Here is an 11,199-nt window from a genome sequence, read left to right on the forward strand (position 1 = left end):
CATGTTGCCGCGTTCAGGTCCTATCTGGACCGTCCGCAAAATAAATCATTGCGTCGAACAGCTATTGATCGTCCTCTTGACGTTGACTTCCGATTTTCTTAACTTCCCAAGCCAATTATGGACTTAAACAAAATTCGAGGATAGTATGGACAAAAGCGTTTCCCAAAGACTTGCCGACTGGGTCTACAATCTGAAATACGAAGACATCCCGCCGCACGTAATTGAATCCGCCAAACGCATTTTGCTTGATGCGATGGCCTGTTGTCTCGGCGGATATCATTCGCATGACGCCAAAGTCGTGCGCAAAGTAATTGACGCACTTGGCGGCACACCCGAGTCAACGATTCTCGGCTCAAACAAGAAAACGAACAGCTACAACGCCGCACTGATGAACGCTATCCAGACGCGTTCGATGGATTACAACGACATTTATTGGAAGGAAGACCCTTCGCACCCATCCGATATTATCCCCGCAGCGATCGCACTTGGCGAGCGCGAAGGACGCAGCGGCAAGGATCTTCTGATGGCAATCGTCATCGGCCACGAAATCGAAATGCGTATGTGCGAGTTTGCACATCCGGGCATTCGCGAAAGAGGCTGGCACCACGCAACCTTGACGGCATTTGTCTCGCCGCTATCGGCAGGGAAGATGCTCGGACTCAACGCCGAACAACTGATGCATGCTATTGCCATCTCGGGTTGCCGCTCGTTCACTCCCGGAGCCATCGCCGCAGGGAAACTTTCAATGATGAAAAATACTGCCGACCCACTTTCGACGCACGCAGGCGTGATTTCGGCATTGCTTGCCAAGGAAGGCTACACCGGCACTATCGAGATCTTTGAAGGCAAGGAAGGCTTATACAAAGTTCTCGGCGGCAACTTCGAAACTGAAGTCCTTTTCAACGGACTTGGTACCGACTGGCGCGTACCGGATATCGCCTACAAAGCGTTTCCGACCGAGTACCTCACTCAATCGCCGGTGACCGCAGCCCTTAAGCTCATCAAGGACAAGAACGTCACTTGGGATCAAATCGAAGAAGTCACGGTCTACACGATACATCGCGCTGTTGATATTCTCGCTGACCCCAGCAAGTACCATCCGAAGGAAAAGGAAACCGCCGATCACTCAATGCCGTACTGCGTCGGTGCCGCAATCATGGATCGCATGGTTACGCCGCTACAGTTCTTGCCGGAGCGCATCGCCGACCCGACCTTGATCGACTTTATTCAGAAGATCAAAGTACTGGCTGATGACGAACTGGAAGCGCGCTTCCCGAAGGTCCAGCCATCACGCGTTGATCTGAAACTCAAGTCTGGTGAGATGCTCTCGCAGTCGGTTGATTTCGCGCAGGGTGATCCGCGCGAACCGATGACTGATCAAGACTTGATGGATAAGTTCTACGGGCTCACCAAGCCTTACATGAATGATGCCCAGCGCGCCAAAATCGTCGCGAATATTCGCAATCTGGAAAACATCAAGAAGATCGATCAATTCGTCGCGAGTATGGTGATGCCGGGAACCGGCTCAGCCAAACCCACTATGAAAGTTAAAGCCGCGACTAAGGCGAAAGCCAAACCCGCAGCCAAGGCGAAAGCTAAACCGAAAGCTAAGGTCAAAGCAAAGGCGCCAACGAAGCCTAAGGCAAAGCCTCAGAAGAAAGCCAAAGCCAAGGCGAAACCGACAGTGAAAAGACGTCAAAGCCGAAGGCGCGACCGAAGCGTCGCAAGTAATTCTCTTTATTCGGAAGAAATGGTTACTGAGCCGCTAACCCCTCTCCGCCTGCGGCGGGAGAGGGCAGGGGTGAGGGCGTCTTTACGGCAGCTTCTCTCCAACCACCGTTTTGAGCTTATTTCCCTTGATGAATCTCGTATTTGAATCGGTGCGATTGATGATACCAAGTACGTCAATCGAAACCGGCGTAGGATACTTCTGTGCAAACTGATCTAACGTCATCGCCTCATTGAGCGTAACAATCTTCAATTTCCAAGGCTGTACAGCCAATGCCTTGGCGTCGGTCAATTTGGCGAAGCTCTTTGTCGAGTTGGTTGCCGCCTGCTCGTTCGCACTCCATCCGGCCGCGGTGCCGTACGCGAGGATCTGGAATATCTTGCTGTCATAACTGTAAAAGTACGCTACACCGCGTAGTTCTCCACTCTCAGTCGCAACACTGAACTTGCCCCAAGATGCCGGAATTCCATTTACGTTTGCTGATTGACGGCCGGTTGCGACGACGCCCTGTTGGCTGAAGAATCCGTTGGCTGCTTCGGTGTGCGAACTTCCTTCGGCAAGAGTCAGCTGTATCATCGCATCTTGATTGGCACTAATTCCAACAACACCCTGGACCTGATTCGCGGTGCGCCAGCCTTGCGGAAATTCATAGCGAAACTTGAAATCAGGATGCAGGAAGAGGCTTTCCTTGAAATAACCATGTCGCGGATTATCGCCGAACACGATTCCGTCAATCATCTCAAGGTATTTCTCTCGATTGACTTCGCTTCCCGATGCGATGGACATTGTATCAAGTTGCCCGAGAATGTTCTGCGCACGGTTCCCCGGGTTCGGATGAGTTGACAACCATTCAGGTACATCGCTTCCGCCGGCAGCCTGCGTCACACCATCAAGCATTTCCATTACACCGACCAGCTCACGCGGATCCTTGTTTATGCGGCGCATATACCTGAGGCCAAGTGCATCGGCCTCAGTTTCGTCATCACGACCGAACTTCAGAAACAAGAGTCCCAGCCCTTGGCTGGCTGCGTTAGCATATCGCTGCAATCGCGGTTCCAGCAGTGTCGAAACACCGAGACCAAGTTGAGTAATCTGCGCAGTGCTCATCTGCGTCACTAGCAGCCATTTTCAATCCAAGGTCGCTGACATACTTTTGTAGTGCATCATTGGGATAGAGCCCCATCTGTGCTGAGATCTGTTTATCAGCATCCCGGACAATTGCAATTTCTTGCGACTCACTAATCAGGTTGAATTGCCGCTTGCCGGTCGCAGCGTTAGTGGCACAACCGTTGATCATGACTGCAGCGCTTGCCAACAACGCGAGTAGCAGAATCACTAATCTGCATTTCTGGACAGTGCGCATATTCATCGAATAGTCTTTCAAATTCAAAACACTCATATCTCCACCACCATGTTTAGTGTAACAGTTTTCGACCCTACAGATTATACGCACCCAACTGCCAAACAACAAGAGCACTCGCCCTAATACTATTTGCCTGTTTCCGCACCTCGGTAGGAGCAGGGCTGATATGCGGTGCGTCAAAAGGCTGGCGGTGGTATCCGAAGGACAAATCCGGGGATGAGAGTGTTCACAAGTGTATAAATAATCAATCCGCCGAAGATTGCCCCGCTAACTTCAAACTTGTCGCGCAAGATTCCGGCAATAACCAGCGTGAAAACCAGCGTCGGTATCATCGCGACACCGATTCGCACTCCTCCTGCGATAGATTCCTTGAGCGCTATCTTGCGATGCAATCCAATCCACAACAGCCGGACCGGTACCATAACGACAAGAAAACCGGCACCGGTGATCAAAGCGTTCATCGAGAAATCATCTCGACAAGGTGCAAACCGGCATTGAAGAAATAAAATGGCACGAACACCGAGGCAAACAACTCTACTGCATGCAACATCTGCTCCGATGCCATCGCCGGCAGCTCCTCACGAAATCTTTGAGCCGCTACTCCAGCTACGAAGGCGCCAACAAGATAGTAAACTCCCAACTCGCGAGTCACAAATGCGCAAACTACTGCCAACATCAGCAGGAAAGCAAACTCAGATCGAGGTGCATACGGCAACAGCACCTTGCGAAGAATTTCAATAGCAGTGGCAGAATTGCGATCAGTAGAACCAGAACTAGCAAGGATACCGAGAAACGAGTTGCACTTGCCGACTGCACTACAGCGAAAAGGGCCGCCAACGCAATCAACTCAATCGATATCACCTTAGTTCGAACCCAGAATTGCTCGCGCTCATCAAGGTGGAGCGCCTTGAGTGAATCGAGAATGAATCCTGCTGAGGGCGTCATTAATGCTAAAGCAACGAGTACTGCCGGGCGGATCGCGAGGTCAAAAACCAGCATGGCGCCATAGCTAACTGCAGCGAGTCCGATTAAGTGAAAAACAACGTACTGCAGGAGGACCAAAGCGTGTGAACGCAGCTCAGAAAAATTGATCTCTAAACCGGCAAACAAGAATAGGGCAACGATCCCAAACGTCGCAAGCAGTCCGATTGTATTGTCGTGCGCAAAGAGCGAAAGTCCACTCCGGCGCCGAGTCCCAGGAACACACAAGTTATTGCTGACGGAAGTCGAAATCGCTGCAGAAATCGCGGGAGGACAAACAGTGCGAAGAGCAGTACTATGTAGATCAACTCCGAATTCTTAAACTGATCGAGCGATTCCAATGGCACTCCTAAATGGAAACTGTTCCACGCAGATTGTTGGTGAAAGTTATTCGGAAATGAATGAAGAGTCAACAAGAAGGCGAAATCAGAACTCTAAGTCTTCGCCGATCATAGGCACAAATCTGACCGGCACAATGGACTTGACTGTTTCACCGCCGGCACACTTGACGATCTGAAGCAGCTCTTGATGATCCGAACCGACCGGTATGATCAGTCTACCGTTGTCTTTGAGTTGCGACGTCAGTTCAGGCGGCAGTTTTGATGGAGCGGCAGTAACAACGATGGCATCAAAGGGAGCTCGTTCAGGCCACCCGCGTCGACCATCGCCGCATCGGAAGTGAATATTTTCGAATCCCAATCGGCTTAGTGTCGCACGCGCTTGCTCGGAACAATGGTTCGACTATCTCGATTGTCGCAACCTCAGCGGCAATACTGGCCAGGACAGCTGTTTGATATCCAGATCCGGTACCAATCTCAAGAACGCGGGATGATGCGTCTATGCGCGCAAGTTGCGTCATTAGCGCGACAATATACGGTTGCGAAATTGTCTGTTCGAATCCAATAGGCAGAGGGATTATCGGCATAGCTTTCTGAGCGATGTTTATCGGGAACAAATTCGTGCCTTGGCAGGGTTCCCGTCGTATCCAACACAGCCTTGTTCACAATGTCGCGCCCGGCCAATTGTTTCTCCAACATCATCTGTCGTTGGTAGTAAAACGGATCAGTCGATTGCTCGTTCATCAGCAGCCTTTACAGATTATTGGATGCAATTGCATCATGAAACTAGCCTAATTGACTGTACTCGGCAATGGATTTTGTCTGATGAAGCGAATCATTGCATATCCGAGTGCTATCATGAAGAGATAGTGAAATCCGGGGCGATCGCCGAATGTGCAATACTGGATTGTCATGCCGAACACACCGGCACAAACTCCGACCAACATTGGGAATGCGGCGAGAGTGCGCGACTTGCGAATTGTACCGATGGCACTCCAGAAGAAGTGAACAATGACGCTGCAAAGCACGGCAAAGCCAATTATACCTGTTTCGACCAATGAATTGAGAAGCACCGAATGGGCTGAGAGCACAACATCCATTCCAAGTCGGGCTGCGCCGAATAATCCGTAGTTGCCGATGCCTACACCAAGCAAAGGGTACTGAACAAATGTCGCCCAGAGTGTTTGCAGATAGAGCACGCGCGGATCGGCGCCGAGCTTCTCGAAATCCATTCGCAATTGCATCAGCTCCCAAATATCCAGATCAAATCGAAAATAGCCGAGCGACTTGAGCGCCAGACCTGCTACTGCGATCACCGCAATTGTCGCCGCCGCTGCTTTCAACATTCGCGCCTTGGAGCAGAAGCAAAACATGAACGCCATGGCTCCTGCAAATGCAATCCATCCTAAACGCGACATCGTCAAGAGCAAAGTCGCGAGACTATCACCACAAGTATCAGGGTCGTCCAATTCTCCACGACTCAGGCAATTGCTTGCGATATAGAACGATCCCGATTGCCAAAGGTAAGAACGAAACCAGGTAATGCGAGGTGCAGCGACTCGCGAAATGTCGCTCGCGGTGCAAAATCAGCGATGAAAGCTGAATAGAATCGAGTCTTTCCGTATTGGTATCCCTGGTCTGCCGCCGCTCCAAATGCGTGCGTGAAGTCCTTACCCGGAAGATCAAGCGCTACGGCGAGCGTCTGCCAACAACCGATCAATCCCAGTCCAAGGCCAATCCAAAGATAGAGGCTTCACAGAAGAAAGAATGTCATCACGAGATCGAATGCCGTTCAATACAACAACGAAAGAACAGAATGTGCACCGCCGTCAGAATCCACTGAATCAGAGGGCGCATTGCCGAGGCTCGCCATGCCATTGCTGAACTTGCGTGAACCTCGGGCGGCGCTGTGGAAGAGACCCACAACCGGTGAAAGTGTGCAGATCACGAAGTATGTGATAAACAGCCACGATGGTGTCTCTGCAAGACCGACATGTTTGCCGTGGATTACATAGGATACTATCAGTAAGCCGAAGAAGAACATAATAGGGCGTGATTGAGAAGCCGGCCTCGACAACAAAGGTTGCTTCCAAGCGGAAGTGCCGCTATCAACAACATGTACACAGCCTGCTGTTTCGCAATCGCCAGATAAACACCTGCTGCGGCAACAGCGCACCCGGCACCCAAAGTAAGCAATTCGGAAGTGAAAGCGGTCTAGAGCAAAGAAAGAGGCGACGGCAGTCCGCGCTAGTCGAACAAGAGCAATGCTCGGTTTCGAAGTAGCTCCGGAACTACCATTGCAGTTTCTGCCGTAGTTTCCGTATCTGCATCATTGTTTCCATTGGATTGCATTCGGTCCGGAGGCATGATTGCGAATGTTGTCGAGTAGGGTAGCTGACTTTCGAACTCAGTAGACAAGCTAATCGCCGGATACTTCACGCCATACGAGGCGAAATCCAATTCGTCCCGATCTGAAATGGCTTGGTTTCATCACAATTGGCGAACAACAAACCGCTCTCAGAACTTGCAGGCTTGAAGTGAATCAAGTAATTTCTCAAGTGCTTCAATCCGCATGTTATCAACATGGAAATTGAACTGAAGCCGATGAGACAGACGGCCATGGACGTGGTCATGTATGAGAATAGCCTGGCTGGACTTACACAGGTAAATTGACCGCCAGGTGCGTCACAGCGTCATCGAGGCGGTTGTAGCAATCGTGTTCGGCAACCTCCAAATCAAAGTCGTCGTTGCTTTGCCAATCAATGATCTTCGGCGTACCGTCGCTCCTTAGCAGGAACAGTAGGCCCCGCACCATCCGAATTTGTTTCGCAGCCATCTACTGCGACCGTGTTGTGACTTCTCGTCGATCGATACTGGTTGCGAACATCCTCATCTACGACTATATTCGAACGAGCCGGATCGACAAACACTGGCGTACCCCGATGCGCGAGTAAATGACAGCAGGTCATTGTGCTTATGATTGCCTAGTCCGGCAGTACCGACCGGGTTGGCATAGAAATTCAGTGTGAAGTCTCGCGAACGCATCTGGCAAATCCCCGACTCAGCGAAGTGAACGGAGTCTAAATGAGTGCCGGCTGCCTCACTGACTTTGGAGTTGACAAACCAAAACAGGCGCACTCCGGAGTCGTCATTGTTGGATTGGTGCGAGTACCGAGGCAGCAAAGACATTCCCAAGTCAACTATGTCGCGATAATCTCGGCCTTTGCGCCAAAACAACTTGAGTATTCGACCGTCATCATTGTCTCGAAATTGTCAACTAAGCCATCGGCACCGCTGAATCGATCGAGATTCATTACCTATAAGTGACAGCCTGTTTCTGAACTGCTCTGAAAATTGGAAGTCGCACTTGTCGACAGCAAATGCGCCATCAAGAATATCTCTGTGACAAGCCCGTGATAGGGTAGGGGAAGATTCATAATCGAGCCCGTCGCTATTTATCTGCGCCAGCATTTCCTCCTCGAACTCGTCGATAGCAAATTGCCGCCAGTTATTGGCACGGATCGTTTTGCCGAAAACTTCGCCGAGATAGAGAAGTCCCAAGAGATTGGTCAAGTAGTGGTTAGTATTGTGACCGTCGCCGGTTACTTCAAGATTTTCGTAAATCGACTTCGCGCCCTTATACAACTCGACCGTCAGGAATTTGGAGAACTCCTCGCTGAATCTATGCTGTTGCGCAAAAGTCTGGTACGCAACCAGCCAGTTGATGCATCGAATTGCTGTGTCCATCGGGCAGGACCAATTGACGGTTTGCAGATATTCATTGCCTTCTGCCCACGACACAACCTGATTCGCAAACTCGTTTGGATACGAATCGTCGCCGTTCTTGAGATAAAAAAGCGCCATTGGTAATAAGTGATTGCATCGCGACAACTCCCACGGAATCTTCATCTGATCTGTCGCTAAGACTGACCAGCTTCTGCAGTCGATAGTCGCGCTTATCCCAGCCTTTCCGCTCTTGAAATCGGTACACCAATCAATTCGGGACCAAGATCAGAGCCCTGATCCAAGCAGATCAAATCCGGTGGCGCAGTGCATTTTGCGCAACCTCGCTCATGCGCGACCAGTCATCGGGATGGCTTTCTCAATTCGTTGGAGTGTCTTTGATTCGGACGTCCCCGGTGAGAATTAGCGGCAATCGACTAAGGGCAGCAACAAAGGTGCTCACTGCCGATCTCGCGAATCAGTGCATCATCATCGACTCGACGCTTGAGGAACGAATGCGGACGATCTTCAATTTGCGAATGACTTTGAAGCCAATTCGTTTCACTAAGCTGTTTCCGTTAGGTCGCTCCTCGTTGGTTTCGTCTTCTATGTTGCTGGTGACTTAACTGTCCGTTGCATCGCGGCATTTGAGTGTGCTGCATTTGCCGGAAGAAGTCTGGGAGATTCTGCTCATACATCTCTGTTGCGCCTGCATAGTCATCACTACGACCGATGTCGAGCCAAATACCTTCAAACGGGAAAGTCTGAATCTTCTTGTCGTTGTCGAGTAGCTTGTGACTAGGTCCGGAAAATCCAAAACGTGTCTCTGCCGGGATATAGGAAGAACACTTGGCGAAATCACATAGATACCCATGCTGACTTTCAACGAGTACTCCGGCTTTTCGATGTATTCGCACATCTCAGATTGCGGTCTGTTTCGAGCACTCCAAGATCGATCTTCACACGCTTGCTGTACGCGGCAATGGTAATCTCCGCATTGGAATCGAGGTGTTTCTTGTAGAGTCCGGCGAAATCAAGATCTGTCAGAATGTCACCATTGAGCACGATTAACGGCTCGGGGAATTGCGGTCTGAACTATGTTTGATAAGCGTCGCGGTCCTGATTTCTCTTGGGGAATGATGGGAGTATCAAGCACCGCGACGACAGGCTTCTTGCGCTTGGCTTCAATGGTTGCCATTTCCAGTTGCTGTGCCAGGAGGAATAAACCTCCCCGACTTCGGCTACCTTCTGATCAGGCGCTCATGTTCAAGCTGCAACTCCGGCGAAGAGCCCATATAGTAATTGCGATTTTGTTCGCGGTATTGCATCAGTGAATCTTCTGCCGACTTAAGACGCGATTCAGTTTCCAGCAATCTCCCTGAACGAATGAGCGATTCTCGTCAAGTCGTGCAAAACGCTCACTCGAACAAAACGCATCCAACTTGCTTGATGTACTGGAGGCTACCAACTGGCGAACTTCGCATCGGTCCATTTCAATTCAATCAGGAAACGATTCAGTAGTCTTGTCTTTGCTGATCCTCGTGGCTGACGTCAGTGCCTTCTATTGCTCTATCGGATCACTCGAAATGCCCTGTCCAATTGTTGTCGCATCAAACTGCGTGGAGAGCTCGTGTGATAATGATGCTGCAAGCGCGACTGCGGACGACGTCGGATTTCAAAATGTCGGGAAACAGCTGTGACGATGAAGTTGGGTCGGCATCACTTCGCATCAAGTCAATGCAGGTATGGCACTTGCCAGCGATCCAAGAGCACTGCCGCCTCCCTGGTTTCCGGTAGGCAACAGCGTGCCGGTCGAAGTGTAGTAGTTTGGCTGCTGAAATTCACGACAACAGCGGCAACAAATACAGCCGAAGTGAACCAGAAGATTCGCCAACGCCGCTGGGCTAGCAACAGGCGCGGTATTTTGGGTTTATCTCCATTTGCGCCGTTGATGAGTTACCGAGTAAACGCTCCATTGACCTCCATGTCACGCCATCAAGTGCAAATCAGGTGCCGTTCTGTTTCGTAATTAGAATTTGCGTTGCGGTTCAACGACTTAGAGAAGCAGGGATTATGACTAATCTGAGGAGGAAACGAGCTCGGACGGAAAATCGTTCCAGTTTGATGGACAAAATTCTGAAGGGCCTATGCCCGGCGAAGCGACGGGTATTTAGCCGAAAGCCAGCGTTGAGTCAGGATAACGATCACTCCACTAAACGCTCCGACAATCGCACCAACCCAACACATCAAGGGGATAATGTACTCCAACAGCAATTCGCGAGAAGCTAACCAAAGCTGCGAATCCAATCAGATACCACATCGTCTTGGGATATTGATATGACAAGTGGATGGCCATTGCCACCGAATTGGCTGCATGCGACGAAGGGAACGACAACCCCTTGCGAACAGTTGACCAGCAAATGAAGCGGCTTAGTGTGTGGCAGGGGCGAATGCGGCCCACCAACGGTTTGATTAGCTGTGCCGAAAGTTGATCCGCAAGCGCGACTGTTACGATACACGCAATCGCGGCGATACGTTCTTGCTTTTTCCCGAATATCAAGAGCCCCAAGACTATTACAGCAAACACGCCGCGAAGAAACCAGTGATTGGTCGCGATTGGCATGATAAAATCAAACACCGGATTCACGATGCCGCTGTTCAGGAAAACGAAAACCGCAGAGTCAATCTCGACGAGCCAATCAAGCATGAGCAGCCCTGTTATCTCCGCCACAATCTTGCCGTGAGAGCGGTCTCGCAGTGACAGCACCGAACTCCTCGAATCGCGATAGGCGAATGGAGCTTAGTAATTCAACCTCGTCACTGTAACTCGTTGCGTCTGTCCTCAACTCAAAGTCGGAAAGAGTTTTCATCACGATGGAAGTCAGGTCGTGTGTAAACTTGATCCTGAACGGCTGCATAATAAGCCTCTCGACCACCTTGGAATTCTTGAGTACATCTTCCGCTGATTGACGGTATGCGCTCGCCAATCCGCCAGTGCCGAGTTTGACCCCGCCAAGTAGCGGGTTACCCCAACCAATACGTCAGTCACATTACAGGATAGAATC

The 11,199-nt window shown here is 50.6% G+C and carries 16 protein-coding genes and 1 pseudogene; 2 read left to right on the plus strand and 15 right to left on the minus strand.

What is annotated here, in order from left to right; genetic code table 11:
- Nucleotides 1-145 precede the first annotated feature (145 nt).
- Nucleotides 146-1,876, plus strand: a complete 1,731-nt coding sequence (locus tag IPH59_10500; protein MBK7092128.1) for an MmgE/PrpD family protein — start codon at nucleotides 146-148, stop codon at nucleotides 1,874-1,876.
- On the opposite strand, the gene IPH59_10505 is transcribed toward IPH59_10500, so the two are convergent.
- The 13 genes and pseudogenes from IPH59_10505 to IPH59_10565 form a co-directional block, all read right to left on the minus strand.
- Nucleotides 1,814-2,836 (minus strand): M48 family metalloprotease, encoded by a 1,023-nt coding sequence (locus tag IPH59_10505; GenBank protein MBK7092129.1) that lies wholly within the window; start codon nucleotides 2,834-2,836, stop codon nucleotides 1,814-1,816. The genes IPH59_10500 and IPH59_10505 overlap by 63 nt on opposite strands.
- A complete protein-coding gene (locus IPH59_10510) occupies nucleotides 2,760-3,128 on the minus strand; it encodes a hypothetical protein (GenBank protein ID MBK7092130.1) in 369 nt (122 codons plus the stop codon). Before IPH59_10510 ends, IPH59_10505 begins: the two co-directional genes overlap by 77 nt.
- A 140-nt stretch (nucleotides 3,129-3,268) precedes the next feature.
- Nucleotides 3,269-3,553: a hypothetical protein gene (locus IPH59_10515; protein ID MBK7092131.1), complete on the minus strand. Its 285-nt coding sequence runs from the start codon at nucleotides 3,551-3,553 to the stop codon at nucleotides 3,269-3,271.
- Nucleotides 3,550-3,768, minus strand: a complete 219-nt coding sequence (locus IPH59_10520) for a hypothetical protein (protein ID MBK7092132.1) — start codon at nucleotides 3,766-3,768, stop codon at nucleotides 3,550-3,552. The genes IPH59_10515 and IPH59_10520 overlap by 4 nt, the downstream gene beginning before the upstream one ends.
- Nucleotides 3,768-4,154, minus strand: a complete 387-nt coding sequence (locus IPH59_10525) for a hypothetical protein (protein ID MBK7092133.1) — start codon at nucleotides 4,152-4,154, stop codon at nucleotides 3,768-3,770. The genes IPH59_10520 and IPH59_10525 overlap by 1 nt, the downstream gene beginning before the upstream one ends.
- A 345-nt stretch (nucleotides 4,155-4,499) precedes the next feature.
- Nucleotides 4,500-5,110 (minus strand): annotated as a pseudogene (locus IPH59_10530) (protein-L-isoaspartate(D-aspartate) O-methyltransferase).
- A 92-nt stretch (nucleotides 5,111-5,202) separates the two neighbouring features.
- On the minus strand, nucleotides 5,203-5,880 hold the full coding sequence (locus IPH59_10535) for an O-antigen ligase family protein (GenBank protein MBK7092134.1): 678 nt from the start codon (nucleotides 5,878-5,880) through the stop codon (nucleotides 5,203-5,205).
- An 11-nt stretch (nucleotides 5,881-5,891) separates the two neighbouring features.
- The gene (locus IPH59_10540; GenBank protein MBK7092135.1) at nucleotides 5,892-6,131 is read right to left on the minus strand and encodes a hypothetical protein; all 240 of its coding nucleotides are present in this window, start codon (nucleotides 6,129-6,131) and stop codon (nucleotides 5,892-5,894) included.
- Between the two features lie 72 nt (nucleotides 6,132-6,203).
- Nucleotides 6,204-6,455: a hypothetical protein gene (locus IPH59_10545; protein ID MBK7092136.1), complete on the minus strand. Its 252-nt coding sequence runs from the start codon at nucleotides 6,453-6,455 to the stop codon at nucleotides 6,204-6,206.
- Between the two features lie 612 nt (nucleotides 6,456-7,067).
- Entirely contained in the window at nucleotides 7,068-7,247 is a 180-nt protein-coding gene (locus IPH59_10550) for a hypothetical protein (GenBank protein MBK7092137.1), read from the minus strand.
- Complete coding sequence (locus IPH59_10555; GenBank protein ID MBK7092138.1) at nucleotides 7,171-7,341, minus strand: hypothetical protein; 171 nt, start codon at nucleotides 7,339-7,341, stop codon at nucleotides 7,171-7,173. Before IPH59_10555 ends, IPH59_10550 begins: the two co-directional genes overlap by 77 nt.
- Nucleotides 7,301-7,456, minus strand: coding sequence for a hypothetical protein (locus IPH59_10560; protein MBK7092139.1), 156 nt, complete (start codon nucleotides 7,454-7,456; stop codon nucleotides 7,301-7,303). Before IPH59_10560 ends, IPH59_10555 begins: the two co-directional genes overlap by 41 nt.
- A gap of 228 nt (nucleotides 7,457-7,684) precedes the next feature.
- Entirely contained in the window at nucleotides 7,685-8,320 is a 636-nt protein-coding gene (locus IPH59_10565) for a hypothetical protein (protein MBK7092140.1), read from the minus strand.
- A 230-nt stretch (nucleotides 8,321-8,550) separates the two neighbouring features.
- Between IPH59_10565 and IPH59_10570 the strand changes: the two genes are divergently transcribed.
- Nucleotides 8,551-8,760 (plus strand): hypothetical protein, encoded by a 210-nt coding sequence (locus IPH59_10570; GenBank protein ID MBK7092141.1) that lies wholly within the window; start codon nucleotides 8,551-8,553, stop codon nucleotides 8,758-8,760.
- 256 nt (nucleotides 8,761-9,016) lie between these two features.
- On the opposite strand, the gene IPH59_10575 is transcribed toward IPH59_10570, so the two are convergent.
- Together IPH59_10575 and IPH59_10580 are read right to left on the minus strand one after the other, a co-directional pair.
- On the minus strand, nucleotides 9,017-9,199 hold the full coding sequence (locus IPH59_10575; protein MBK7092142.1) for a hypothetical protein: 183 nt from the start codon (nucleotides 9,197-9,199) through the stop codon (nucleotides 9,017-9,019).
- Nucleotides 9,200-10,346: 1,147 nt separating this feature from the next.
- Nucleotides 10,347-10,901, minus strand: a complete 555-nt coding sequence (locus IPH59_10580) for a phosphatase PAP2 family protein (GenBank protein ID MBK7092143.1) — start codon at nucleotides 10,899-10,901, stop codon at nucleotides 10,347-10,349.
- Nucleotides 10,902-11,199: the final 298 nt, after the last annotated feature.

It is taken from the genome of bacterium, from assembly GCA_016708315.1.
In the GTDB taxonomy this organism is placed as follows: domain Bacteria; phylum Zixibacteria; class MSB-5A5; order CAIYYT01; family CAIYYT01; genus JADJGC01.

Bases quoted from the DNA above. Each gene is read 5' to 3' on its own strand.
- IPH59_10565 (MBK7092140.1), bottom strand. From the start codon at position 8,320: ATGAAGATTCCGTGGGAGTTGTCGCGATGCAATCACTTATTACCAATG.
- IPH59_10510 (MBK7092130.1), bottom strand. From the start codon at position 3,128: ATGAGTGTTTTGAATTTGAAAGACTATTCGATGAATATGCGCACTGTC.
- IPH59_10520 (MBK7092132.1), bottom strand. From the start codon at position 3,768: ATGTTGGCAGTAGTTTGCGCATTTGTGACTCGCGAGTTGGGAGTTTAC.
- IPH59_10560 (MBK7092139.1), bottom strand. From the start codon at position 7,456: ATGCGTTCGCGAGACTTCACACTGAATTTCTATGCCAACCCGGTCGGT.
- IPH59_10505 (MBK7092129.1), bottom strand. From the start codon at position 2,836: ATGAGCACTGCGCAGATTACTCAACTTGGTCTCGGTGTTTCGACACTG.
- IPH59_10550 (MBK7092137.1), bottom strand. From the start codon at position 7,247: ATGGCTGCGAAACAAATTCGGATGGTGCGGGGCCTACTGTTCCTGCTA.
- IPH59_10515 (MBK7092131.1), bottom strand. From the start codon at position 3,553: ATGAACGCTTTGATCACCGGTGCCGGTTTTCTTGTCGTTATGGTACCG.
- IPH59_10545 (MBK7092136.1), bottom strand. From the start codon at position 6,455: ATGTTCTTCTTCGGCTTACTGATAGTATCCTATGTAATCCACGGCAAA.
- IPH59_10500 (MBK7092128.1), top strand. From the start codon at position 146: ATGGACAAAAGCGTTTCCCAAAGACTTGCCGACTGGGTCTACAATCTG.